Below are 25,646 nucleotides of genomic sequence, written 5' to 3'. Positions count from 1 at the left end.
AACCCTCGATCGCAAATCCTCGCTCAACGCTCTGGCCATCATCCACCTCCATCGAGGTGGACTTTGAATCAGACCAAGACGAAATCGTCACATCACATCCGATTCAGCGATCGTGAGACGTGCTCTAACATCTCAAACGATGAAATGCGCGATCTGCTGCTGAAGTCAGACGAAGAGTTTAGATCGCATGTCCTATGGCAAGCTGAGCGATGGGCAGAGGATGAAAGAGAGAACGTAGAAATAAGGTGGTCAGAGAAAATTGAAGTATTGCTTGAAGACGTTTGGCCACGTCAAATATTGGCAAAAACACCGCGAATATCAGCTCGCCTATGCAATTTTGTTTTCTCAGATAAGGATCGCTTTGTAAGGCGTGCTGCCCTTGTCCTCCCCCTACTCAGTAAGGCGGAAGGCGACTCGATAATGTTACCGAACCTCAGAAAGTCGAAGGGCAACATCGTTGACATCTATCCAGAACAGACGCTCGCTATTTTGGATGCAATCCTTCCAGAGAACGCGATGGCTTGGCCCTATGGGATCGAGAGCACCATACAACGCATCGGTAAGGCAGACGGTAGACTGAACGCGGATCCTCGACTGCTTTCTTTGAATCGCAGGTGGGACGCCGGGTAATCGCCAGTTCAGCAAAGCGGCGTTTTGACCCGTACAGCGGGCTCTCAGCATCGGAGTAAAGAACATAGCGTTACGGTAAGGGACGGGCGGAGCCTGCGCCGAGCTGAATGTCCGCTCAATAACATTTACCTTGAAAAGCTGACGGTCAGCTTTTGGCTCAATCCAGTCGGCGCCGCTCAGAGGCGCGCTCGACCTCGGCGACCTTGCACGATGCTCCCGCCCTCATCGCGCAAGAGCGGAAGCACCCCGACTGTCTCGCGTCAGATCCCTCACTCCTCCGGCAACGCATAGGCGATGTAATAATCCCCCACCGGCGTTTCCATGAAGTGGTGGCCGCCGGCCTGGATGACGAGGTAGTCGCGGCCGTCCTGTTCGTAGAGGATCGGGTTGGCCTGGCCGCCGGCGGGCAGGACGTCGGACCACAGGGTCTCGCCGGTCTTCTCGTCGATGGCGCGGATGAGGTTGTCGGTGGCGGCGGCGATGAAGATCAGGCCGCCTTTGCTGACCATCGAGCCGCCATTGTTGGGGGTGCCGATGGACAGGGGGATGAAGGACGGGATGCCCCAGGGGCCGTTGCGGCGGGCGGTGCCGAGCGGGCGGTCCCAGAGGGTCTTGCCGGTGGCGAGATCGATCGCCCGGATGCCGCCCAGCGGCGGCTGCTTGCAGGGGATGCCGGTGACCGGCGCGCGCCAGCCGGCATTGACGTCGATGGCATAGGGCGAGCCCGCCTGCGGGTCGCCGGCGCCTTCGGCCTTGGAGCCGCCTTCGGATTCGTTCTGCTTCTCGTTGATCGGCTTCAGATTGCGCTTGTCGGCTTCCTCGCGGGGGATCAGCCGGTTGTGGTTCGGCACGTCGTTGTAATTGGCGACGATGATGCCCTTGTCGGTGTCGACGGCGACGCTGCCCCAGTCCGAGCCGCCGTTGTAGCCGGGATATTCGATCCAGTGCCGGTCGGCGGTGGGGTGGGTGTAGATGCCGTCATAGGCGGCCTGGCGAAAGGCGATGCGGCAGAACAGCTGGTCGAGCGGGGTGATGCCCCACATGTCCGCCTCGGTGAGGTCGTCCTTGCGCAGGGTGTGATAGCCGGAGGACGGCTGGGTGTCGGCATAGGCGTCGCCCTCGACGCCGCCCTTCGGCGCAGTGATCTCCTCGATCGGGACGAGCGGCTCGCCGGTGGCGCGGTCGAGGATGTAGATGTCGCCCTGCTTGGAGGGGAGCAGGATCGCCGGGGTGGTCCCGCCGCCGTCCTTGCCGGGGAAGTCGATCAGGGTCGCCTGGCTGCCGAGATCGTAGTCCCACACGTCCTTGCGCACGGTCTGGAACTGCCAGACCGGCTTGCCGGTGGTGACGTCGAGGGCGACGAGGGAGGTCGACCACTGGTTTTCGGCTTCCGAGCGGTTGCCGGCATAGTAGTCCACCGAGGAATTGCCGAGCGGCAGATAGACGAGGCCGAGCTCTTCGTCTCCGGTCGCCTGGGTCCACATGTTGGGGGTGCCGCGGGTGTAGGTCTCGCCCTCGGGCGGCGCGCCGGTCAGCTCCGGATTGCCGAGATCCCAGGCCCAGGCGAGCTCGCCGGTGACGGCGTCATAGCCGCGAATGACGCCGGAGGGGGCGTCCTCGGCCTGGCCGTCCTTGACCTGCGCGCCGGTCACGGCGATGCCGCGCACGATCGCCGGCGGGGCGGTGACGGCGTACCAGCCAGGGACCTTCTCGCCGATGCCGGCCCACAGATCGACGGAGCCGTTGTCGCCGAAATCGGCGCAGGGCTCGCCGGTCTTCGCGTCGACGGCGACGAGCCGGGCGTCGAGCGTGCCCTCGATGATGCGGGTGGCGCAGGCCTGATCGTCAGGGGCGTCGGGTGTCTTGTAATAGGCGACGCCGCGACAGCTCGCGCCGTAGGGGATCGCTTCGGGCGCGACCTTCGGATCGTAGCGCCAGCGCTCCTCGCCGGTCTTCGCGTCGACCGAGGAGAGGATGTTCATCGCCGAGCAGATATAAAGCGCGTCGCCGACTTTCAGCGGCGTTCCCTCCGGCGAATATTTGCCTTCGGTCTTGCCGCTCGGCATGTCGCCGGTACGATAGGTCCAGATCTTCTCCAGCCCGTCGACATTGTCCGGGGTGATCTGATCGAGCGGCGAAAAGCGCGTGGCCATCGGACCGCCGCCCCAGAACGGCCAGTCGGAGCCGACCTGCGGCTGCTCGGCCGGTTCGCTTGCGGCGAGGGCGCCCGGCTGGTCCTCGGTGCCGGGGGCGAAGGAATCGGATGTGGGATCGCTCGCGGCGGTTCCGGTTGCGTCGTCGGGGGTGTCCGGGCCTTCGGCGGGAGCCAGCTGGACGGTGGTGCCGTCAGCGTCGGCTGGCGCCGGTGTCGGCGTTTCCTGCGGGGCGGGCTGCGTCTCCTGCGCCAAGGCGGCCAATGGCGAGGCTGTGAGCGCGAGGATCGTGGCAAGGGCGGTGGCCGAACCGCTGCGGGTGAGCTGTCGTGTCATCGTCATTTCCTGCAAATGGATCGGGTCAGCGGGCGGTGGGGATGATGGTGCCGCTCCGGCGGTTCTCCTCGCCTGCGGAAGAACGCTGTTTCTCGCGGGCCGGCGACGGGTGATCGGTCGCCGGGGAAGCCGGCCGGTCCTTGCCGCGGGTCAGGCCGGAACGAAGCAGCACCGGGATCGTCAGGAGCACGAGGACGAGGATGACGGTCGGGGCGACGAGACGGGGAACCTGCGCCCACCAGTCGAAGCCTTTTTCCCAGAACGCCCAGACGACGGTGCCGGCGAATGTCACGAGATAGATCCACACGGCCAGCATCGAGGCCTGGACCAGGAACCAGGCGGTCAGCAACAGGCCGATGCCGGCAAGCACGTAATACCAGGACCCGCCGAGCCACAGGAGATACGCTCCGCCGCCGAAAATCGGCAGGCCGAACAAGACCAGGACGGCGGCAAGGACGACGACCGCCCAGTATCCGACGCCGTGGCGGTTTGAAGTTCCGGTGTCGCTCATGTCGCCCTCGCTTCGATCAACGGTTGCTATTGGTCTGCTTTGCTTAGTTCCGACATAGCCCCCAGTCCCGGCGTCGCAACCCTCTCGATCAGGCAATCGAGAGGTTCGTCCGTTGGTTGCCTATCGATCGGCGCGCGGTTCGCTTGCGCCAGATTCGGCGGAGATTTTGTTGGCCGGCGGCCGAATCGGTGAACAGATCCTCGCCTCATGCATTCGTCAACGAAGGTGATTTATGCCGCCGCGCTCATGTGCGCGGCGTCGAGAAACAGGAGCCCGTCATGAGCAAGATTCCGCCCCAGACCCAGAACCGGCTTCCAGGCCTTGAAAGCGAACTGACGCCTCCTGCCGAGCATATCGCTCCGACCTATCGGGGTACGGCCAAGCTGGCGGGGAAGGTCGCCATCGTCACAGGCGGCGACAGCGGCATCGGCCGGGCGGTGGCCATCCACTTCGCCCGCGAGGGCGCGAAGATCGCGCTGCTTTATCTTGATGAGCACGAGGACGCCAGAAACGCCGAAAGGCTGATCGCGGCCGAGGGCGCCGAATGCCTGTCGATCGCCGGCGACATCGCCGACAGTGCTTTCTGCACCGACGCCGTCGGCAAGGTGGTCGAGCGCTTTGGCGGCATCGACATCCTCGTCAACAATGCCGGCACGCAGATCGTCGCCGACGATCTGACGGCGATCTCGGACGCCGACTGGCGCTTGCAGTTTGGCGCCAATATCGACGGCATGTTCTATCTGTCGCGGGCCGCGCGGCCCCATCTGAAATCCGGCGCCCGGATCATCAACACCTCGTCCATCAACGGTTTCGCCGGCAATGCGAGGCTCGTTGCCTATTCCGCCACCAAGGGCGCGATCGCCGGCTTTACCCGGGCGCTCGCCAAGCAGCTGGCGCCGGCCGGCATCCTCGTCAACGAGGTCGCGCCGGGGCCGATCTGGACGCCGATCCAGCCTGCGAGCTTCGATGGGGAGACCGTCGCGGGGATGGGCGAAGAAACCCCGCTCGGCCGCATCGGCCAGCCGAGCGAAGTGGCGCCGGCCTATGTCTATCTGGCGAGTGCCGACGGCTCCTACGTGACAGGACAGACGATCCATGTGAATGGCGGGATGATCATCAATGGCTGAGGCAAAGACCGATATGGCGATGATGGACATGCCCGCGCATCGCCGCTGGCTGGACGGCGAGGGGCAGCGGCTGCTCGCCTTTTCCAAGGCCTCGCGGCTTCCCTCGGGAGGCTTCTGCGCCCTCGACCGAAACGGCGAGCGGCCAGAGGGCGCCAGCGCCGATACGATCATCACCGCGCGGATGACCTATTCCTACGCGCTTGCCGCCATGCAGGGGCTGCCCGGCTCGGTGCCGCTGGTGGACCATGGGCTCGCGGCGCTTTCCGGTCTGTTGCGCGACGACGTCAACGGCGGCTGGTACGAGCAGGCCCCGAACACCCCGGAGGGCGGCGGACAGAAGCGGGCCTATGTCCAGGCCTTCGTTGCCCTGGCAGCTTCGGCAGCGGTGATCCTCGGCCGGCCGGGCGCGAAAGACCTTCTGGCCGATGCGCTTCAGGTGATCGAGCAGCGCTTCTGGGCCGAGGCCGACGGCGCCATGCGCGAGAGCTTTTCCGCAGATTTCGCCGAGGAAGAAGCCTATCGCGGCGCCAATGCCAACATGCATTCGCTGGAAGCCTTCCTCGCAGTCTTCGACGCCACCGGCGACACGATCTGGCTGGACCGCTCGCTGCGCATCGCCGAGCGCTTCGTCAACCGTATCGCCCGGCAGAACGGCTTCGCGCTTCCCGAACATTTCGCCCCTGACTGGACGGTCCTGAAGGAGTTTCACGCCGATCGGCCGGATCATCCCTTCCGTCCTTACGGAACCACGCCGGGCCATTCGCTGGAATGGTCGCATCTCTGCCTGAAGCTAGAAGCCGGGCTGAGCGGGTCCGGCCACTCGGCGCCGGCCTGGCTTGCCGAATGTTCCGGCGCGCTGTTTGCCGGTGCCGTGCGGGACGGCTGGAACCGCGACGGGGCGAGCGGCCTCGTCTATACCGTCGACTGGAACGGAAAGGTTTGCGTGCCGAACACCGCGCATTGGACGCTGGCGGAAGGCATCACGGCGGCGGCGCTGCTTTATCGGCGAACCCGCGAGGCGGACTATGCCGAATGGTATCGGCGCTTCTGGGACTATGTCGATCTGACCTTGATCGACCGGCGGGACGGCAGCTGGTTCAACGAGGTCGATGCGGACAACCGGCCGTCGGAGCGCATCTATGAAGGAAAGCCCGATCTTTATCACGCCTATCAGCCAACTTTGACTCCGCGCCTGCCCATCGCCGCGTCGATCCCCGGCGCGCTTTCGCGCGGCGAACTGAAGGACTGAGAAAAACTCGAACTTCGTTCGGGTGCATGCGTTGGGTTTGTGAGATCGCGGACGACGAGCCGCGCCAAACAATGACATGCAAGCAAAAGAGCCCGACATGAAATATGCGCCTTTCGGCAATTCCGGCATGATGGTCTCGACCTTCGTGCTCGGGACCGTCACCTTCGGTGGCACCCATGGTTTCGAAAAGACCGGCAATGTGGGTGTCGACGACGCGCGGCGCTTCATTGACATGGCGACCGAGGCCGGCGTCAACGCCATCGACACGGCCAACATCTATTCGAAGGGCGATTCCGAGAAGGTCGTCGGCGAGGCGGTGAAGGGCCGGCGCAACGACCTCCTGATCTTCTCCAAGGTCCGCACGACCATGGGCGAGGGCCCGAACATGGCGGGTGCCTCGCGCGCCCACATCATGGGCCAGATCGACGAAAGCCTGAAGCGGCTGCAGACCGAATGGATCGACCACTACTGGATCCACCAATGGGACGGCGTGACCCCGGTCGAGGAGACCGTCGCGGTGATGGACGACCTGATCCGCGCGGGCAAGATCCGGTCCTGGGGCGTGTCCAACTATTCGGGCTGGCAGGTGGCGAAGACCGTGATGACGGCGCGGATGCTCGATGCGACGCCGCCCGTCGCTCATCAGCTGAACTACACGCCCGAAGCCCGCGAGGTCGAGTACGAGATCATCCCGGCCGGCCGCGACCTCGGCGTCGCGACGCAGATCTGGAGCCCGCTCGGCGAGGGGCTCCTCACGGGAAAGATCGACCGGAACAACGGCCCGCAGCCGGGCACCCGCCAGGGCAACGACTGGCCGGAGCCGCACATCGTCGATACCGAGCGGCTATACCGGGTGATCGACGTCTTGAAGGAGGTCTCCGGCGAGGTCGGCCGCAGCGTGCCGCAGGTGGTGCTCGCCTGGCTGCGGGAGCGTCCCGGCGTCCATTCGATCGCGCTCGGCGCGCGAAGCGAGGATCACCTGCGCGACAATCTCGCCTCGATCGACCTGACGCTGACCGAGGATCAGGCCAGGCGCATCGAAAAGGCCGGCCGACCGCCGGCGATCGTGCCGCTGTGGCACCGGGCGATGAACGGCATGGACCGGGTGAGCGAGGCCGAGCGCGAGTATCTGGAAGGGTATCGCGAGACGATGGGGCTGGATTGAGCCGCCATCAAGGGTCGCAAGCGGCAATCCGATGGCAGCTTTCGCGCTGACTGACCAGGCGAATTGACTGTTGGTGCGGGCCGCGGACGGAAAATCCTCGGTTCGTCTTAAAGCGTCCGCCCCGGTCTTTGACCGATGCCGAGGAGTGATCGCTCAGTCGCCGGGCAGGGTCATTCCAGCGGCCCGGGAATCATTCTCCCGGGCCGCTGGTATTCGTTCTGCTACCCCAGCCGTTTGGCGTGCCAGCGGAGGTGATCCTCCATGAAGGACGAGATGAAGTAGTAGCTGTGGTCGTAGCCTTCCTGCATGCGAAGGGTCAGATCGATTCCCGCCGCCTTGCAGGCCTGTTCGAGCAGCTTTGGCTTCAGCTGGCCTTCGAGGAAGTTGTCGGCCGTTCCCTGATCGACGAGAAGCGCATCGACCCGCGCGCCGTCCTCGATCAGCGCGACGGCGTCGTGCCGGCGCCAAGCCGCCTTGTCGTTTCCGAGATAGAGCGGCAGGGCCTTTTCGCCCCAGGGCACGATGCCCGGAGCGACGATCGGCGCAAAGGCGGACACGGCCTTGTAGCGATCGGGATAGGTCAGCCCGATGGTCAGCGCGCCATGGCCGCCCATGGAATGGCCGAGGATCGACTGGCGGGCCATGTCGGCCGGAAACTGTGCCGCGACGAGTGCCGGCAATTCCTCGGTGACATAGGACCACATGCGGTAGTTCTTCGCGAAGGGCTCCTCGGTGGCATCCACATAGAAGCCGGCGCCGAGACCGAAATCATAGGCGCCCTCCGCATCGTCCGGCACGCCCTCGCCGCGCGGGGAGGTATCGGGCGCGACGAAGATCAGGCCGAGTTCGGCGCAGGCCCTTCGAAACTCGCCCTTTTCGGTGACGTTGGCATGGGTGCAGGTGAGGCCGGAGAGATACCAGACCACAGGCAGCTTGGCGCCTTCCGCGTGGGGCGGCACGAAGACCGAGAAGGTCATCTGCGTGCCGGTCTCTTTCGAGGCGTGCTTGTAGACGCCCTGGACGCCGCCGAATGCGGTGTTGGTCGAGACCGTTTCCATTAGTAGACCACCACCGAACGGATCGACTTGCCTTCATGCATGAGGTCGAAGCCCTTGTTGATCTCTTCCAGGCTCAGCGTGTGGGTGATCATCGGGTCGATCTGGATCTTGCCGTCCATGTACCAGTCGACGATCTTCGGCGTGTCGGTGCGTCCCCGGGCGCCGCCGAAAGCCGAGCCCTTCCAGACACGGCCGGTGACCAGCTGGAACGGCCGGGTGGAGATTTCCTTGCCGGCTTCCGCGACGCCGATGACCACCGAAACGCCCCAGCCACGATGGCAGGCTTCCAGCGCCTGGCGCATGACCATGGTGTTGCCGGTGCAGTCGAAGGTGTAGTCGGCGCCGCCGCCGGTCAGCTCGACGAGATGGGCGACGATGTCGCCGTCGATGGTCTTCGGATTGACGAAATGCGTCATTCCGAACTTCTCGCCCCAGGCCTTCTTCTCCTCGTTGAGATCGACGCCGATGATCTTGTCGGCGCCGACGAGTTTCGCGCCTTGGATGACGTTCAGTCCGATGCCGCCGAGGCCGAAGACGACGACGTTGGCGCCCGGCTCGACCTTGGCCGTGTTGACCACAGCGCCGACGCCGGTGGTGACGCCGCAGCCGCAATAGCAGGCGGTCTTGAAGGGCGCGTCCTCGCGGATCTTGGCAACCGCGATCTCAGGCAGGACGGTGAAGTTCGAAAAGGTCGAGCAGCCCATATAGTGGAAGATCGGCTGGCCCTTGTAGGACAGGCGCGAGGTGCCGTCGGGCATCAGGCCCTTGCCCTGCGTCGCGCGGATCGCGGTGCAGAGGTTCGTCTTGCCCGAGAGGCACGACTTACACTGGCGGCATTCGGGCGTGTAGAGTGGAATGACGTGGTCGCCCGGCTTCACGGACGTGACGCCAGCGCCGACTTCGCGAACGACGCCCGCGCCCTCATGGCCGAGAACCGACGGAAACAGCCCCTCGGAATCGAGCCCGTCCAGCGTGTAGGCGTCCGTATGGCAGATGCCGGTCGCCATGATCTCGACCAGGACCTCGCCCTGCTTCGGACCTTCCAGATCGAGTTCGACGATCTCGAGGGGTTTCTTCGCCTCAAAGGCGACGGCTGCGCGCGTCTTCATGGGTGGGATTCTCCTGCGGGTGGTGCCTCAACGCGTTTGCTAGCGATTTCGCGCGGCGTTGAAAATCCCGGCAGGACGAGAAAGCGGCGGGGAGGGGGGAGTAATTGCAGGCGGCGGCGGAAGAGGCGGGGCGCGGCCGGATCACGACAGTGATGCCGGTTGCCCGGCCCGCCGCCTCGTCAACCATCGCGATCCGATTCCCGCAAAAGGCCGCAGAGACGGCTGACGGCCGAACGTCGAAAGGGTCCGACCGGACGATCGCAGGCCTGAAATGGACGCTGTCGTGTTCTCCAGCGCCATGATCGGCCTTGCGACCTATCTGACCGAGACGGACGTCGCCTGGAGCGTCAGTGGCCCGATCGTCGTCGGGATCCTGGCATAGACAGGAACATAGACGTCCGGCCGGGCGATCGGCGCAAACCAGACTTCGATCGTCTGATCGCGCAGGAACTTCAGGCCCTTGGAGCGCTTGTCATAGCCGCTGACCGGATCGATCCGGACGCTGCAGGCGACGGCGTCGCCGCTATAGCCCTTGAGAGAGACGCTCTCCTTGCCGCGCGGAGAAAGGCGCAGGTTCAGCCGCGACCAACCGTCATAGAGCGGAAGGTTGCGCCGGCAGACGCTGCCGGCGTCCGAGGTGCGGATCATCAGCCCGCTCAACGGGTCGAGAACCGAGGTGAGCTGCGCGCGCTGAACCGGAACATAACTCGGCTTTTCGTTACTTGAGCGTTTCGGGCTGACATTGGCGGATGTGACACGTCCCGAACGGAAGCGGACGTCGCTCGTCCAGCGCTTGCCGTCGGACTTGTAATCGAGGCCATAGCTCTCGGCGGAAAATCCCCGCGACGTCAGCCGGCCCGAAACTCGGCTGGTGCCGCCCGTTTCGGAAACCAGTTTGCCAAGGCCCGCCGATGACATGCGGCCACGCACGGTGAACCGGTCGCCGTCGATGACCGTGTTGAACGATGCCTTGCCGATGATGAGGCCGATCAGCGCCATGCCGTAATCGGTCGTTACGGTCGAGGTTTCGGCCGCCGCCTCGCGGGGCAAGGCGGAGAGGGCGCCGCAGACGGCGGCGATGATCGCGATTCGCTTGATAGTCATAGGAAGGAGCCGTACCTTCGGGTTCGCCTCCCGCCGGAACGTCTCCGGCGGGGATAGTCAGCCGGTTTTACAGCGATGTGCATGGCCTTGGCGAGTTTGATAAAGCCACAGATGCGTGTTCTCGTGAAAGCCCGGTGAAACTTGACGCCCAAAGCGATCGAGACTATAGAGCGCGGGATTTTCCCGATCATGCCCCGCAGCATCGATCGCGCCGTTTGCAACGGTGGCGCGTGCTTCGAAGGGTTTGTAGACAGTCTGAAAGGTGCATAGATGTCACGCGCTTGCGAACTGACCGGCAAGGCGGTCCTGACCGGAAACAACGTGTCCCACGCCAACAACAAGACACGTCGCCGCTTCCTGCCGAACCTCTGCAACGTCACGCTCATTTCCGACGCGCTCGGCCAGCGTTTCCGCCTGAAGGTCTCGGCTCATGCCCTGCGTTCGGTCGAGCATCGTGGCGGCCTCGACGCTTTCCTGCTCAAGGCCAGCGAAGCCGAACTGTCGCAGCGGGCGCGTCTCCTGAAGCGCCAGATCGCCAAGAAGGTTGCCGAGACCGCATCGGCCGCCGCCTGACGCATATGACCACGGTTGGGGCGTGATCGCCCCTTCCGCTGATCCCGGATTGCTGTCTTCAGCCGCAATGGTCTTCGTCTCTCGCGAGGACCGTCGGCCGGACTTGATCCGGGACGAGATGTGCGCTGGTTCCATTACCCAGGATAAAAAAATGCTTTCCAGAATTTATGCGCTTCCGGTGGCCGCAATGGCGCTCATCGTGCTCGCGTCGAATGTCGCCGTCCAGTATCCGTTCCACGGTCAGGTCGGAGGGCTGCAGCTTGCCGACATTCTGACCTATGGCGCCTTTATCTATCCCTTCGCCTTTCTGGTGACGGATCTGACCAATCGCCGCCATGGCGCCCGAGTGGCGCGCCGCGTCGTGATCGCCGGCTTCGCCGCGGCGGTCGTGTGCTCATTGGTCGTGCCTCCGCTGCTTTACGATCTCGGCCTACTGGGCTTTTCCTCCACCGCCGATCGGCTGTTCCGCATCGCGATCGCCTCGGGGGGAGCGTTTCTCGTCGCGCAGCTTCTCGACATCGCTGTCTTCAACCGCTTGCGGCAGGACAGCTGGTGGCGGGCGCCCACATTTTCCTCGCTGTCCGGCTCGGTGCTGGACACGATGACCTTCTTTACGATCGCTTTCGCGCCGATCTTCGTCTTCATCGGCGCAAATGATCAATTTGCCCTCGAAAGCTCGCCGCTGCTCGGTGTTCTTTCGACGGAGGCGCCGCGTTGGGTTTCCTGGGCTATCGGCGATTTCACCGTGAAGCTCGTCATCGCGATCTTTGCGTTGATTCCCTACCGCGTGATCATGCAGCGCTTCATGCCGTATCGCTCCGTTCCCGCCTGATCGCAGAAGCGGCCGCCGTACCGGATGGTGCGAATCGGCGAACTCTCTCATCGATGCAAAACGGCCGGCGAGGTGATCGCCGGCCTTTTTCGCATGTGAGGAACGGTTGCCCCGTTCGGATCAGCGCTCGATCTCGATGAGGATCTCGTTGCGCTTTAGGAAGCCGGGGGTCCACGGCGGATTGTAGAAGGCATATTCGGGATCGCCGCGCTGCTTCAGATTATTGTCGGCGAGGTAGTTGTAGAGCGTCATCAGGTGCTTGGAGGCAAGCGTCGCGGTGAAGTTGCCCGGGAAGCGAATGGCCGCGAGGCGCCTTGCGGGAACGTCCTTCAGATGCACGTCGTCGCCGCCGGGCTCCGGCAGGCTGGCGAGGGTGAACTTCTTCGGCATGACGAAACGCACGGCCCAGCCCTTCGAGCGGCCTTCGCCCTCGGCGAGCTGCTGCATGACCGGCGTCGTCATCTTGATCTTCTTGCCCGGCCGGTTCTTCGCGAAGATGTAGTCGGCCAGGGTCTGGAAGCCCATGCGACGGGCCTTTTCGTGATAGCCGCTCTTCACAGTCTCGGCGACGATCATCGCGTCGTAGTCGCGAATCTCCACGGCCCCGTCGGCGCGCACTACGTCGTAATCCGGCTCCTCGCTGGCATCATTCACCTTCTTGGTGATGAAATACGCAGCGCCAACGGCCGCGATGGCGCCGCCTGCAATCAGGAGCGCCGTCAGCTCGCGGTTGCGATCGTCGGCCTTCGGCTGATAGCGGGCGGGAAGATGGCCGCGCAGCGAGGCGAGAGCCGGCGCCGACCAGTTGGCGAGGTGGCGGCGAGCCCCGTCGAAATAGTCTTCGGCGCCATGGGCGAGGTCGCCGCCGGCCTCCTGCAGCGCACGCATCTGCCGGCGGGCGCTCCGGCCGGCATCGTCCGGCCAATAGTCCGAAAAATGCGGCAGATAGCGAGACAGGCCCGTCGGCTCGGGCGCCACACCGGGGATCCGTCCGATCGCGCGTCGGGCGCGGTCGGTGGCCGATGGCGTCGGGTCCAGCCGTTCGGCCAGTTGCCCTTCCAGTTCTCCAATTCGCTGACTCAGCGCGCCGAGCGAATTGGCGACCTGCTCGTAGGTGCTCGGTTTGTCCCGAAACATAAATGAAACTCCTGACGTTCCTTGCGTCGACGGCGATCGTTCAACGGCGGGAAGCGGGCGGAGTGATTACCCCGCCGCATGTTACGCCATAACGTCAGCAAGCCTCATTGGTTGCGCGCGAGAGGCAATGCGATGGCCTTGCGTGGAAGCATTTTCCTCTGACCATCCCGCGGGCGTCGAAACGTCTGCCATTCAGCTGCGCGGCGAAAATAATCTCAGGACCCGTTGCCCAAATGCAACCAACTTTCGGGTTCAACGTTGTGGCCATATCGGGTTTTCGACCTGATACTCCAGCCAAACTTCAGGCGGCCCTTTGGCCGCCTTTTTTTTTGCCGATCCACCGCCGGGCCGGCCTGTTTGAAGCAGTCGGTCCGAGCGAGGCATTCCACCAGGGTTCTCCTCCGTCTGCCGGTGGGCTCCCTGAGAGCCTGTGGTTTCACCCGCAATTGCCGCCAACGACGCCGCGGTGCCGGTTGAAACAGCGCCAATGATCTCGGGCTCTTCGGAATGGGTCGCCTCGATTAAAATTAAGCCAACCATAATGTTCAGAATTCATTCAGTTGCCGATTGATATGGTTACGCCATCGTTGAAAACGCCAATATGGCGCTAGTGAAGGTTTCGATCATGCGCAAGTTCATCATTTCGGCAGCCGTCGCTCTCGCGGCAACCCTCAGTGCCGGTGCCGCGGCTCAGGCCGCCAATACGAAGGTCATCATCGTCGACAAGGACGCCGCCCGCACGCACGCCTCCGAAAAGCATCACGGCCAGGTCATCGTCGAGAAGCACAATGGCTCCGTCGTCGTCAAAAAATCTGCCACGAAGCATGTCGGCAAGACCCAGTCTCACAAGAAGGACTGCCGCACCAAGAAAGTCGTGAAGATCCAGCACGGCAAGAAGGTTGTCGAGAAGACTCGCGTCTGCCACTGAACGACGGCGGGTCATTCCCGCGAAAGTCGGCCGGCAACGCTGCTGATTGCAGCGTTGCCGGCTTTTTCATGCGCGGATCGCCGCCAGGCGTCGCGATCGCAAGGAGTGTGAAATCCGCAAGAGCGCATTGCATTCGAATGGGCCCGCAAAGGGCGCTGAGGCCTGCTGAATCAAGGCATCGCGCTTTCCGAAAATCGATTCCGATTTCCGGGCCGATGCCGTAGCGTACAGCCGGGCACCGAGGAGGATGCCGCAACGGGCGAGAACAGTCGCCGTCGCGGCTCTCGGGAGGATTACGCATATGAAAATTCGTCTCAACGCTGCCCTTGTCGGCGCGTCGGTGATGTTGGCGGCATCTCCGGCTCTGGCCCTCGACGTTTCAAGGTCGGCAGAACTGGCGGCAAAGCCGGACGCCCTGTGGAAGTTGATCGGCACGTTCTGCGACATCCAGAACTGGCATCCGGTCGTCACCAACTGTGAACTCTCCGAACAAGACGGCCGGCCCTTGCGCAGCCTGACCCTGCCGGACGGTGCGGTGCTGGTCGAAGAAGAAGTCGCCCGCGACGACGGCGCGATGAGCTACACTTACAGGATCCTCGAAGGACCGCTGCCGGTCGAGAACTACGAATCGACGATCAGCGTTTCCGGCTCGGGCGACGGATCGACGGTCAGCTGGTCGGGCAGGTTCGATGCCAAAGGCGCGAGCGACGATGAGGCGTCAGGAGTGATCGGCGGCATCTACGACGCTGGACTTTCGTCGCTGAAGGAGAAGGCCGGCTCGATGTAGCCTGAAGCATCCGCCTCGGCGCTGCCGATCGATCAGTCGAGCGCCGTGCCGAGGCCCCGATCGAGACGATGCGGTGCGATCTCGTGAATCGCCTCACCGTCGCTGGCCTGAAGACAGGTGATCGACCCGGTGTCGACGTTCAGCCATGCGCCGCTCAGCCTGCCGGTGAAGACCGCCCCGGTATCGAGAGACAGCCTATTCTCCGTGATCGTGGGCCGTCCGCGCTTTTGCGGCGTGTGGCCGTGGAGAACCAGATGGCTCAGCCGCCCGACATGATTCATGAAGGGCGCCCGGATCCATACGCAGTCATGCGGGTCCTGATCGGTGAGGGGACGGCCCGGATCGATGCCGGCATGGACGAATGCGAATCTTCCACGAAGAACGATCGTCGGAGCGTGGCTCAGAATTGACAGGTGATGCGGCCAACTTGCCTTGATGAGAGCGCGCGCCGTCTGGGGCGATGCATCGGAAGGGCAGCCATAGGAAGACAGGGTCTCCGCGCCGCCCTGATCGAGCCAGTTCCACAATTCGGCGTCGCTGAGTTCATCCCGCAGGAATCGCAAGAACCATTCGTCGTGGTTGCCGAGGAGGACCTGTGATCCCGGTCGCTCCGACAAGAGCTTCGCGGCGATGTCCATCGTCCCGCGACTGTCCTCGCCGCGATCGACGAGGTCGCCGAGGAGAAAGATCGCCGGAGTTGCCCCGCGCTCTTCGGCAATGCGATCGATACCGTCGAGGAACCGGGTAAGAAGGCCGCTCTTTCCGTGGACGTCGCCGATCGCGACGATGTCGGTGGGCTCGCTCGGCAATGGCGTTCCTCTCGCGGTGGGATCGCTGAACGGCGTCTGCCTCGAAAGCACTGGCCCGTTTCGACCACAGCATCGGCCCGGAAATCGCAATCGATTCTCCTTGAAGCACGATGTACCGATTCAGACAGCAAGAGCCTTCTGTCTGCGTTTGATAGGACGCCGCGCGCTCTAATAAGCCCAGGTTCGTGCCTTGGAAATCAGGAAGTCGCGGAACACCTTCAGCTTGGCGGCGCTACGCATCTGCTCGGTGTAGCAGAGATAGGTGTCGAAGGTCGGCATTTCCATTTCCGGCAGGACCTGAACGAGTTTCGAGCGCTTGTCGATCATGTAATCGGGCAAGAGCGCGAGGCCGGTTCCGCTCTCGATCGCCGAGCGGATGGCCATCAGATTGTTGATCTGCAGGATCGGATTGCGGCATTTTCCCTCGGGCAGGCCCACCGTCTCCAGCGTATTGAGATTGCGCAGATAATTCGGTGCTGGCTCGCCGAAGGTGATGATGCGATGGCGGTCGAGATCGTCCACCGTCTCCGGCGTCCCGAAGCGGGCGAGATAGGCCGGCGACGCGTAGACATGGAGATGGACCGTGAACAGCCGGCGCTGGATGAGATCGGGCTGCTGCGGCTGGCGCAGGCGGATTGCGGCGTCCGCCTTGCGCATGGTCAGGTCGATTTCCTCGTTGTCGAAGACGAGCTGGAGTTCCAGATCGGGATAGAGTTCGAGAAACTCGCGCGCGCGCTCCGTCAGCCAGCCAGAGCCGAGACCGACGGTCGTCGTAACGCGCAGCTTGCCCGTTGGCCTCTCCTTGGTTTCGGTGAGCTGCATGCGCACCGTCTCGAGGCGTTTCAGGACGTCGTTCGCGGTCTGAAACAGGAGTTCGCCCTGTTCGGAAAGAACGAGGCCGCGAGCGTGACGGTGGAAAAGCGGAACGCCGATCTCGTTTTCGAGCGCTGCGACCTGCCGGCTGATCGCCGACTGGCTGAGATTGAGCGCATCGGCCGCGTGAGTGAACGAACCTGCCTCGGCTGCTGCATGGAATATCCGCAGCTTGTCCCAGTCGAGGGCCATGGTCTGGTGGTCCTTCAAGCGATCCGGCAAAAAGTTGGGCCGGACAGATGGTGGGTGAGGGCGGCTAAGCCCTATTCGGCCGCGGTTCGGTTTTCAGTGAGTGCCTGCTCGGCGATGAACTTTTCTGCCTCCAGAGCGGCCATGCAACCCATTCCCGCTGCCGTCACCGCCTGACGGTAGACGTCGTCGGAAACGTCACCGGCCGCGAAGACGCCTTCGACGGAGGTCCGCGTCGAGCCCGCCTCGACCCAGAGATAGCCCGAAGGCTTCTGCTTCAACTGACCGACGAAGAGTTCGACCGCCGGCGCGTGGCCGATTGCGACGAAGACGCCGTCGATCGGCCGTTCCGTGACCTCGCCGGTCTTGTAGTTCTTCAGGCGGACCCCGGTCACCGACTTCATCGGCTTTTCGATGCCGACAACCTCCTCGACGCCGGTATCCCATAGGATCTCGACATTTTCGGTCTTGAACAGACGCTCCTGCAGGATCCGCTCGGCGCGAAACTCGTCGCGGCGATGAACGATCGTCACCTTCTTGGCGATATGAGCGAGATAAAGCGCCTCCTCGACGGCGGTGTTGCCGCCGCCGACGACCACGACCTCCTTGCCGCGATAGAAGAAGCCGTCGCAGGTCGCGCAGGCGGAGACGCCGAATCCCTGGAACATATCCTCGCTGGGCAGACCCAGCCACTTCGCCTGAGCCCCGGTCGCGATGATCAGGGCGTCACAGCTGTAGACCGTGCCGGAATCACCGGTCAGACGGAACGGACGCTTGTCGAGCTCGGCCTTGACGATGATGTCGCTGGCCATCTCGGCCCCGACATTCAGCGCCTGCGCCTTCATCTGCTCCATCATCCACGGCCCCTGGACGGGTTCGGCGTAGCCCGGATAATTCTCGACGTCGGTGGTGATGGTCAGCTGCCCGCCTTCTTGCAGGCCAGCGATGATCAACGGCTTCATCATCGCCCGCGCGGCATAGATCGCGGCCGTGTAGCCAGCCGGGCCGGAGCCGAGAATGATGATGTTGGCGTGACGTTCAGACATGGCGGCCTCGCAAGCAATGCGTCTGGGAGATGGCGTCGGGGATCCCTTCGTTCAATAGACGAGGGCATGCCGTGCTGCAACATGGCTGCAACAGGGGCATATCAAAGGCAGCACCGCACCGAACCTGCAGAATTGCCGCCGCCGGGCGGACGCTTTAGAAGCGCTGGTCTGCGTGACCTCGCCAAAGAGGCGCGCCAGCTGTCGGAGAGCCAGAGATTTTCAGGACGATCGCCCACGTTTCGTCGAGCTTCGGCCTCGGCCTGGCTTTCGCCATGCTTCTGCCGGCGCTGATCGATCTCGCCGACCAGAGCGACGACTTTCGGGTTTTCGTCGGCACAGGCTTCCTCGTTGGCGTGGTGTGTGCGCTGGTGGCCGTGGCAACGCGCGGTGAACGGCCACAGTTCACCCAGAAGCTCGGCTTCCTGATCGTCGCGACGATCTGGGTCACCGCCTGCGTGATTGGCGCGCTGCCGATCTATTTCTCCTCGGTCAATGTCAGCTTCGCGGGCGCCTGCTTCGAATCAATGTCGGGCCTGACGACGACCGGCTCGACGGTGATCTCCGGCCTCGATTCGCTGCCGCGTGGCATCCTGCTCTGGCGCTCGCTGCTGCAATGGCTCGGCGGCATCGGCATCATCGGCATGGTGCTGCTCGTCCTGCCGTCCCTGCAGGCCGGCGGTCTGGCGCTGTTCCACATGGAAAGCTCCGACAAGTCGGACAAGGTGCTTCCCCGCGTGAACCAGCTCACCGGCGGGCTGTTCGCCGCCTACATCACGCTGACGCTTCTGTGCGCCATCGTCTACAACACGCTCGGCATGTCGTTCTTCGACGCCACCAACCACGCCATGACGACGCTGGCGACGGGCGGCTATTCCACACACGACGCCTCGATGGGGTATTTCGACGACAATCGCATCCTCGTCGCCTCGACCATCTTCATGATTCTCGCGGCGCTGCCCTTCGTCGTCTATGTGCGTGCCTTCCTGCCGAGGCGCTTTCAGCTCTGGCGCGACCCGCAGATCCTCGTCTTCCTGGTGATCTGCGGCGTTCTCAGCTTCGCCATCGCGGTGACCCGCCGCATCATCAACGAAACGCCCTTCGGCGAGGCACTGATCTCGTCCACCTTCAATCTCGTTTCGGTGATCACCACGACCGGCTACGCCTCGGAGGACTATACGCTCTGGTCGAACGCGGCGATCGGCATCTTCTTCCTCGCCTCCTTCATCGGCGGCTGCGCCGGCTCGACGGCCGGCGGCATCAAGGCAAACCGTCTGGTCGTTCTGTTTCTCGTCGTCAGGGCGAGTTTTCGCAAACTGGTGCGGCCCCACGCGATCATCCGGCTGAAATACGGGAATGACGAGATCAGCGCCCAGACGATCCAGACCGTCACGATCTTCTTCTTCCTGTTCTTCGGGACGCTGTTGATGGGCACAGTGTTCCTGACGATGTTCGGTCTCGACCTCATCACCGCATTTTCCGGCACGCTGACGGCCCTGTCGAATGTCGGCCCCGGCTTTGGCCAGATCATCGGGCCGGCGGGCAATTTCTCGACGCTTCCCGACCCGGCGCTCTGGGTCCTGTCGGCGACGATGCTGCTCGGCCGGCTGGAGCTGGTGACGGTCCTGATCCTGTTCTTCCCCTCGGTCTGGGCCGATTGAGGAAGAGCCGATGGCGATGCCGCAGATCTGTTTCATCAATCTCGACCGGGCAAGGGAGCGCCGGGCGCTCATGGAGGTGCAGGCGGACACCCATGGCATCGCGCTGACCCGGTTTGCCGCATGTGAGGCCGAGGCCATCGACGAGCCCGCTTTTCGCCAGCTCTCGACGCTTTGGGAGCGACCGATGACGCGGCCGGAACTCGCCGCCTTCCTCTCGCATCGCTCGCTCTGGGAGAAGGCTGCGCAAACGCCGGAGGGCGTGATCGTTCTCGAAGACGACACGGTCTTCGCAGCCCATTTCGCCGAAGCGGCCGAGGCCGCGGCGGCCAGCGGCTACGACCTCGTCAATCTGGAGAGTTTCGGGCGGCGGAAATTCTTTCGAAAGAAGCGCGTCGAGACGATCGGCCGGCTGAAGCTGGCGGCCGTTCTCCGCGACAAGGCCGGGGCGGGCGCCTACTTCATTTCGCAGCGAGGGGCGCGGCTGCTCCTCGGCCGCTCCCAATCCCATACCGCGCCGGCCGACGCCTTCATGTTCGGTGTCTGCAAACTGAGGGCCGCACAGATCGAGCCGGCCGCGACCATGCAGGTGCATCTCCTCCAAGCGCGGGGCTTGGATGTCGGGATGTCCACCGCGACGTCGATACAGCTTCCGCGCAAGCGCCTGCCGATCACGACTGGTCGTTTGGGCTATGGCGGACGTCGTCTGGCGACGCAGGTGCGCTTGGGTATGGTCCAGCTCCGCCGCCTCGCCGACGCAGAATTTCGGCCGGCTACCTTCGACGAAGAGGCATTTCGCGCCGTGCTGCCGATCTCGCGAGACGCGCTCGAGGCCAAGCTCGCGAGCTATGGGGTGGACGTCCACAAAGCTTCGTAGACGGCACCCAGCTGCATGGCCTCCCGCTCCAGGGGGAACTTCGCTCTGACGTGTTCCAGGCCGGCCGTACCGGCAGCCAGACGCATTGTCTCATCCGAGAGAAAGGGCGCGATCGCCGAGGCGAGGGCGCCCGCATCGCCCGCCGGAACGACCCGGCCGGTGACGCCCTCGACGATCAGCTCGGCGAAGGCGCCGGCATCGCTGGCGACGACCGGCGTCCGGCTCGCCATGGCTTCGAGCGGTGTCAGGCCGAAGCCTTCGTTTCGGGGGGGCGCGACGTAGAGATCGAAGCGGCGGAACCAGGCGGCGATGTCGTCCACCTCGCCCGCAAAGAGAATTCGCTCTTTCAGGCCGGCGGCCGCGATGCGTCCTTCGAGATCTGTGGCGAAGGCCCGGTTTTCCGCGGTGACCCGGCCGGTGATCACGGCAGTCCAGTCGGGGTGGGATGGCAGTAGCGCGATCATCGCCTCGACGAAGAGGTCCGTGCCCTTCTGATGGCGAATGCGGCCGGAACAGCCGACGATCCTGCGACCTTCAAGCGACGCGGCAAGGTCACCAGACGGCATCGGACCATCCGGGCTGAAGCTTTCGCAATCGATGCCATGCATCACGACGCGCGCCGGTGCCTTGAGATAGGAGCGGCTGCGCTCGCTGGTCGCCACGACGCCGTCCATGCGCGAGATCAGAAACCGCGTCCAGCCGGTATGATGGCGCTGGGCGGCGGAAGTGAAGAGCAGTTTTAACGGCATGCGCAAAAGATCGCGCATCACGACGCCGGCCAGCATCTCGACGTTACGCCGGGCGTGCCAGACGCGAAACCGGCGCCCCTTCGGCCGTCGCCGGAGCTTCGGCAGGTCGAGCCAGTGGAGCTTAGGCAGATGGTCCGGCAGCCCGGGGCCGAGGGTCGCGATCGCGATCGTCTCGGCCTGCTTCGGCACCAGCTGGACTATGGTCGAGGTCACGCCGGACAGGCGCCGTTTGAAGTTCGGCGCGACGACGAGGATGTGCGAGACGTCGGGCAAGGCTCGGTCAACGACCCAGTTTGGCGGTTGCTACTTAGAGCGCCTTGCGTCCGAATGGACGCACAAAGGGCGCTCTAACCTTTTGAAAGCACGATGCTGTAGAGGCAATCAGCCTCTGCACGGTGGGAGAGTCCGCCGTTAACTCCAGCGCGGCAGACGCGGCTACGAAGCACTCAGCAAATGATGCGAGCGCGACCGACATCCGGCCGGCCGACGCTATGCTTTTGCAAGTCAGCTCCGTCATACAGTGAAGATCACTGCCAGCTGACCTCGAGGATCTCGTAGGACCGGGCGCCTCCGGGGGCAGCCACCTCGACGGTGTCACCTTCGGCCTTGCCGATCAGCGCGCGGGCAATGGGCGAGGAGATCGAGATCTTGCCCTCCTTCACGTCGGCTTCCTGGTCGCCGACGATCTGGTAGCGTTTCTCTTCCTCGGTGTCCTCGTCGACGAGCTTGACCGTCGCGCCGAACTTGATCCGGTCGCCGGACATTTTCGACAGGTCGATCACCTCGGCCCGGGCGGTCAGGTCCTCAAGCTCGGAAATGCGGCCTTCGTTGAGGCTCTGAGCCTCCTTGGCGGCATGATATTCGGCGTTTTCGGAGAGGTCGCCATGGGCACGCGCCTCGGAGATCGCCGCGATGATCCGCGGGCGCTCTTCCTGCTGGCGCCGGCGCAGTTCTTCCCGCAGCGCCTCGAAACCGCCAGTCGTCATCGGGACCTTATCCATGGCCTCCACCTTTCCGGACCTCGCGCAGAGCGCGAACTCACCCTCATAAGAACCGCGCCTCATTGGCGAAGTCGTCTACACACAGTGTGACGAGAACCATGCCCCGACACAATAAGAAACCGGCCCCGAACGGCTCTGCCGCTCCGGACCAGCACCACTTTCGAATTGGCTGAACCTGCCGAAAGCGCCCGTCTGACAGGCGCCGGACATTCTCAGGCGTTGGTAAAATACGACTGAAGCGGCCGAACTTCAAGATTGCCTTTGTTCAGCGCTGCAATCGCTTCGGCAGCCGCGACCATGCCCGCGAGCGTCGTGTAGTAGGGCACCTTGTGAATCAGTGCGGCACGGCGCAGCGAGCGGGAGTCGGACAAAGCCTTGGCGCCTTCGGTCGTGTTCAGCACGAGCTGAACCTGGCGGTTGCGGATCGCGTCCTCGATATGCGGCCGGCCTTCGAGCACCTTGTTGATCTTCGTCGCGGCGATGTCGTTGGCCAGAAGGAAGCGCTGGGTGCCGCCCGTCGCGACGATGGAGAAGCCGAGGTCGGAAAGACGGCGAACCGCCGGCAGGCTGCGCTCCTTGTCCGAATCCTTCACCGAGACGAAGACCGCGCCCTCGCGCGGCAGGTCGACGCCGGCGCCGAGCTGGGCCTTGGCGAAGGCCACAGCATAGTCGGTGTCGAGACCCATCACCTCGCCGGTCGAACGCATTTCGGGGCCGAGCAGCGTATCGACACCGGGGAAGCGCGCGAAGGGGAACACCGCTTCCTTCACCGCGATATGGCGGATGTTGTGGGTGTCGGGCTTGCCGCCATAGTGGTCGAAGGCGGCCTGAAGGCTCTCGCCCGTCATGACGCGCGCCGCGATCTTGGCGATCGGGCGGCCGACCGTCTTGGCGACGAAGGGCACCGTGCGCGAGGCGCGCGGATTGACCTCAAGGACGTAGATGTCGCCGTCCTTGATGGCGAACTGGACGTTCATCAGCCCGCCGACATGCAGGGAGCGGGCAAGCGCCTCGCTTTGCCGGGCGAGTTCGTCGGTGATCTCCTTCGACAAGGAGTGGACCGGCAGCGAACAGGCCGAATCGCCGGAATGGATGCCGGCCTCCTCGATATGCTCCATGATACCGGCGACGAAGCTGTCGGTGCCATCGGACAGGCAGTCGACATCGACCTCGATGGCGTCGGTCAGATAGCTGTCGAAGAGCAGCGGGTTCTTGCCGAGCAGGGTGTTGATCTGCCCGGTCTTGTCGTTCGGATAGCGCTGCTTGATGTCTTCCGGGACGAGGCCGGGGACGGTGTCGAGCAGATAGCTCTGCAGCATCTGTTCGGAATGAATGATCTGCATCGCCCGGCCACCCAGCACGTATGAAGGGCGCACCACCAGCGGGAAGCCGATCTCGGCGGCGACGAGGCGCGCCTGCTCGACCGAGAAGGCGATGCCGTTGTTCGGCTGCTTCAGGTCCAGCTTGACGAGGAGCTTCTGGAAGCGGTCGCGGTCCTCGGCGAGATCGATCATGTCCGGCGCGGTGCCGAGGATCGGGATGCCGTTCTTTTCCAGTGCCTCGGCGAGCTTCAGCGGGGTCTGGCCGCCATACTGGACGATGACGCCGACAAGCTCGCCCGATTCCTGCTCGGCCTTCATGATCTCGATGACGTCCTCGGCGGTGAGCGGCTCGAAATACAGCCGGTCCGAGGTGTCGTAGTCGGTCGAGACGGTCTCGGGATTGCAGTTGATCATGATCGCTTCGAGCCCTGCATCCTTCAGCGCGAAGGCGGCGTGGCAGCAGCAATAGTCGAACTCGATGCCCTGGCCGATCCGGTTGGGGCCGCCGCCGAGGATGACGACCTTCTTGCGGCCGGTGACCTCGGCCTCCGAGCGCAGGGCGCCTGCGAAGGGCCGCTCATAGGTCGAATACATGTAAGGCGTCGGCGAGGCGAACTCGGCGGCGCAGGTGTCGATGCGCTTGTAGACCGGCCTGACACCCAGCCGGTTGCGCAACTCGGCGATCTCCTTCGGCCGCTTCTTCGTCAGGCTGGCCAGCCGCGCGTCGGAAAAGCCCATGGATTTGAGAAGCCTGAGATTGGCCGCATCCTCGGGCAAACCGTGTTCGGCGATCTTCTTCTCGGTGTCGACGATGGCCTTCAGCTGCGCCAGGAACCAGCGGTCGATCTTGCAGGCGGCATGCACCTCCTCGATCGAAAGGCCGAGGCGCATCGCCTGGACGACCATGCGCAAGCGGTCGGGGGTAGGGGTGCCGATGGCGGCGCGAATGGCGTTCTTGTCGTCATCCTGTCCAAGACCGGGGATCTCGATCTCGTCGAGGCCGGTGAGGCCGGTTTCCAGGCCCCGCAGCGCCTTCTGCAGCGACTCGGCGAAGGTCCGGCCGATCGCCATGACTTCGCCGACGGACTTCATCGCCGTCGTCAGGATCGGCGATGCGCCTGGGAACTTCTCGAAAGCAAAGCGCGGGATCTTGGTGACCACGTAATCGATGGACGGCTCGAAGGAGGCCGGCGTCGCGCCGCCGGTGATGTCGTTCTGGATCTCGTCGAGCGTGTAGCCGACGGCGAGCTTGGCCGCGACCTTGGCAATGGGGAAGCCGGTGGCCTTCGACGCGAGAGCCGAGGAACGCGAAACGCGCGGGTTCATCTCGATGACGACGAGGCGGCCGGTCTCGGGATTGACGGCAAACTGGACGTTGGAGCCGCCGGTCTCGACGCCGATCTCGCGCAGCACCGCGATCGAGGCGTTGCGCATGATCTGATATTCCTTGTCGGTGAGCGTCAGGGCAGGCGCGACGGTGATCGAATCGCCGGTATGGACGCCCATCGGATCGACGTTCTCGATGGAACAGACGATGATGCAGTTGTCCGCCTTGTCACGGACGACCTCCATCTCGTACTCCTTCCAGCCGAGGACGGATTCCTCGATCAGCACCTCGGTGGTCGGCGAGGCGTCGAGACCGATCTCGACGATCTCGAAGAATTCCGAGCGGTTATAGGCGATGCCGCCGCCGGTGCCGCCCATGGTGAAGGACGGGCGGATGATCGCCGGCAGGCCGATTTCTTCCAGGGCCTCGGCGGCCGTCGCCAGCGCCCGGCCCATGTAGCGCTGCTTGCGCTCGCCCTCGCCATGCTGCCACTCGACCTCCAGCGCCGCGAGCCTTGCCTCGCGCTCGTCGGCATCGGCAATCTCGCGGGCGACGGCGGCCTTCTTCTCGTCATGGGCCGCCCGGTCGGCGGCCTTGGCCTCGCTGGCATTGGCGAGCCGCGACTTCGGCGTCTCAAGCCCGATCTTCGCCATCGCCTCGCGGAACAGCGAGCGATCCTCCGCCTTGTCGATCGCGTCGGCGTCGGCGCCGATCATTTCGACGCCGTACTTTTCCAGAACCCCCATGCGGCGCAGCGACAGGGCCGTGTTGAGCGCCGTCTGGCCGCCCATGGTCGGCAGGATCGCATCCGGCCGCTCCCTGGCGATGATCTTGGCGACGACCTCCGGGGTGATCGGCTCGATATAGGTCGCATCGGCGAGATCGGGATCGGTCATGATCGTCGCCGGGTTCGAATTGACCAGGATGATCCGGTATCCCTCTTCGCGCAGCGCCTTGCAGGCCTGGGTGCCCGAATAGTCGAACTCGCAGGCCTGGCCGATGATGATCGGGCCGGCGCCGACGATGAGGATCGATTTCAGGTCAGTGCGTTTGGGCATGGGAGGGCTCGTCCGTTTCTTCTTTTTCGCGCGCGCGGCGA

Annotated in this window: 22 protein-coding genes; 10 read left to right on the top strand and 12 right to left on the bottom strand. The window is 64.0% G+C overall.

Annotation, left to right across the window (positions count from 1 at the left end; translation table 11 throughout):
* Positions 1-144 precede the first annotated feature (144 nt).
* On the top strand, positions 145-630 hold the full coding sequence (locus J6595_RS15465) for a hypothetical protein (RefSeq protein ID WP_209595469.1): 486 nt from the start codon (positions 145-147) through the stop codon (positions 628-630).
* Positions 631-899: 269 nt separating this feature from the next.
* On the opposite strand, the gene J6595_RS15460 is transcribed toward J6595_RS15465, so the two are convergent.
* Together J6595_RS15460 and J6595_RS15455 are read right to left on the bottom strand one after the other, a co-directional pair.
* A complete protein-coding gene (locus J6595_RS15460; RefSeq protein WP_245198487.1) occupies positions 900-3,119 on the bottom strand; it encodes a pyrroloquinoline quinone-dependent dehydrogenase in 2,220 nt (739 codons plus the stop codon).
* A gap of 25 nt (positions 3,120-3,144) precedes the next feature.
* Positions 3,145-3,630, bottom strand: coding sequence for a hypothetical protein (locus J6595_RS15455; protein WP_209595467.1), 486 nt, complete (start codon positions 3,628-3,630; stop codon positions 3,145-3,147).
* Positions 3,631-3,908: 278 nt separating this feature from the next.
* Here J6595_RS15455 and J6595_RS15450 point away from each other — a divergent pair, with 278 nt between their 5' ends.
* From J6595_RS15450 to J6595_RS15440, 3 genes are all read left to right on the top strand, one after another.
* On the top strand, positions 3,909-4,757 hold the full coding sequence (locus J6595_RS15450) for an SDR family oxidoreductase (RefSeq protein ID WP_209595466.1): 849 nt from the start codon (positions 3,909-3,911) through the stop codon (positions 4,755-4,757).
* Positions 4,750-6,006: an AGE family epimerase/isomerase gene (locus J6595_RS15445; RefSeq protein WP_209595465.1), complete on the top strand. Its 1,257-nt coding sequence runs from the start codon at positions 4,750-4,752 to the stop codon at positions 6,004-6,006. Before J6595_RS15450 ends, J6595_RS15445 begins: the two co-directional genes overlap by 8 nt.
* Before the next feature lie 97 nt (positions 6,007-6,103).
* Positions 6,104-7,171, top strand: coding sequence for an aldo/keto reductase (locus tag J6595_RS15440; protein WP_209595464.1), 1,068 nt, complete (start codon positions 6,104-6,106; stop codon positions 7,169-7,171).
* Positions 7,172-7,392: 221 nt separating this feature from the next.
* On the opposite strand, the gene fghA is transcribed toward J6595_RS15440, so the two are convergent.
* The 3 genes from fghA to J6595_RS15425 form a co-directional block, all read right to left on the bottom strand.
* A complete protein-coding gene (fghA, locus tag J6595_RS15435; RefSeq protein ID WP_209595463.1) occupies positions 7,393-8,229 on the bottom strand; it encodes an S-formylglutathione hydrolase in 837 nt (278 codons plus the stop codon).
* The gene (locus J6595_RS15430; protein ID WP_209595462.1) at positions 8,229-9,338 is read right to left on the bottom strand and encodes an S-(hydroxymethyl)glutathione dehydrogenase/class III alcohol dehydrogenase; all 1,110 of its coding nucleotides are present in this window, start codon (positions 9,336-9,338) and stop codon (positions 8,229-8,231) included. The genes fghA and J6595_RS15430 overlap by 1 nt, the downstream gene beginning before the upstream one ends.
* A 315-nt stretch (positions 9,339-9,653) precedes the next feature.
* Positions 9,654-10,442, bottom strand: coding sequence for a DUF3108 domain-containing protein (locus J6595_RS15425; RefSeq protein WP_209595461.1), 789 nt, complete (start codon positions 10,440-10,442; stop codon positions 9,654-9,656).
* Positions 10,443-10,712: 270 nt separating this feature from the next.
* Between J6595_RS15425 and rpmB the strand changes: the two genes are divergently transcribed.
* Both rpmB and J6595_RS15415 read left to right on the top strand, forming a co-directional pair.
* Entirely contained in the window at positions 10,713-11,015 is a 303-nt protein-coding gene (gene rpmB / locus J6595_RS15420) for a 50S ribosomal protein L28 (RefSeq protein WP_209595460.1), read from the top strand.
* Positions 11,016-11,166: 151 nt separating this feature from the next.
* Positions 11,167-11,847: a queuosine precursor transporter gene (locus J6595_RS15415; RefSeq protein WP_245198485.1), complete on the top strand. Its 681-nt coding sequence runs from the start codon at positions 11,167-11,169 to the stop codon at positions 11,845-11,847.
* A gap of 120 nt (positions 11,848-11,967) precedes the next feature.
* Here J6595_RS15415 and J6595_RS15410 read toward each other — a convergent pair whose 3' ends face one another.
* Positions 11,968-12,984, bottom strand: coding sequence for an SOUL family heme-binding protein (locus J6595_RS15410; protein WP_209595459.1), 1,017 nt, complete (start codon positions 12,982-12,984; stop codon positions 11,968-11,970).
* A gap of 625 nt (positions 12,985-13,609) precedes the next feature.
* Between J6595_RS15410 and J6595_RS15405 the strand changes: the two genes are divergently transcribed.
* Both J6595_RS15405 and J6595_RS15400 read left to right on the top strand, forming a co-directional pair.
* Positions 13,610-13,912 carry a hypothetical protein gene (locus J6595_RS15405; RefSeq protein WP_209595458.1) on the top strand — a complete coding sequence of 101 codons (303 nt, stop codon included), beginning with the start codon at positions 13,610-13,612 and terminating at the stop codon, positions 13,910-13,912.
* Between the two features lie 301 nt (positions 13,913-14,213).
* Positions 14,214-14,699: an SRPBCC family protein gene (locus tag J6595_RS15400; RefSeq protein WP_209595457.1), complete on the top strand. Its 486-nt coding sequence runs from the start codon at positions 14,214-14,216 to the stop codon at positions 14,697-14,699.
* A 32-nt stretch (positions 14,700-14,731) separates the two neighbouring features.
* Here the strand turns inward: J6595_RS15400 and J6595_RS15395 are convergent, their stop codons facing one another.
* The 3 genes from J6595_RS15395 to trxB form a co-directional block, all read right to left on the bottom strand.
* Positions 14,732-15,508, bottom strand: a complete 777-nt coding sequence (locus J6595_RS15395; protein ID WP_209595456.1) for a metallophosphoesterase — start codon at positions 15,506-15,508, stop codon at positions 14,732-14,734.
* 168 nt (positions 15,509-15,676) lie between these two features.
* On the bottom strand, positions 15,677-16,573 hold the full coding sequence (locus J6595_RS15390; protein ID WP_209595455.1) for a LysR family transcriptional regulator: 897 nt from the start codon (positions 16,571-16,573) through the stop codon (positions 15,677-15,679).
* Between the two features lie 71 nt (positions 16,574-16,644).
* Positions 16,645-17,616: a thioredoxin-disulfide reductase gene (gene trxB, locus J6595_RS15385; RefSeq protein ID WP_209595454.1), complete on the bottom strand. Its 972-nt coding sequence runs from the start codon at positions 17,614-17,616 to the stop codon at positions 16,645-16,647.
* A 260-nt stretch (positions 17,617-17,876) separates the two neighbouring features.
* Here trxB and J6595_RS15380 point away from each other — a divergent pair, with 260 nt between their 5' ends.
* Entirely contained in the window at positions 17,877-19,274 is a 1,398-nt protein-coding gene (locus J6595_RS15380; RefSeq protein ID WP_209595483.1) for a TrkH family potassium uptake protein, read from the top strand.
* Between the two features lie 10 nt (positions 19,275-19,284).
* Positions 19,285-20,148: a glycosyltransferase family 25 protein gene (locus tag J6595_RS15375; protein WP_209595453.1), complete on the top strand. Its 864-nt coding sequence runs from the start codon at positions 19,285-19,287 to the stop codon at positions 20,146-20,148.
* Here J6595_RS15375 and J6595_RS15370 read toward each other — a convergent pair.
* From J6595_RS15370 to carB, 3 genes are all read right to left on the bottom strand, one after another.
* Complete coding sequence (locus tag J6595_RS15370) at positions 20,118-21,170, bottom strand: glycosyltransferase family 4 protein (RefSeq protein WP_209595452.1); 1,053 nt, start codon at positions 21,168-21,170, stop codon at positions 20,118-20,120. The genes J6595_RS15375 and J6595_RS15370 overlap by 31 nt on opposite strands.
* A 254-nt stretch (positions 21,171-21,424) precedes the next feature.
* Entirely contained in the window at positions 21,425-21,898 is a 474-nt protein-coding gene (gene greA, locus J6595_RS15365) for a transcription elongation factor GreA (RefSeq protein ID WP_209595451.1), read from the bottom strand.
* Between the two features lie 212 nt (positions 21,899-22,110).
* Complete coding sequence (gene carB / locus J6595_RS15360; RefSeq protein ID WP_209595450.1) at positions 22,111-25,605, bottom strand: carbamoyl-phosphate synthase large subunit; 3,495 nt, start codon at positions 25,603-25,605, stop codon at positions 22,111-22,113.
* Positions 25,606-25,646 lie beyond the last annotated feature (41 nt).

The sequence above is a fragment of the Jiella mangrovi genome (genome assembly GCF_017815135.1).
Taxonomy (GTDB): Bacteria; Pseudomonadota; Alphaproteobacteria; order Rhizobiales; family Rhizobiaceae; genus Jiella; species Jiella mangrovi.
Note: the sequence above shows the minus strand (reverse complement) of the source record. Positions and strands in the feature narration are given on the sequence as shown.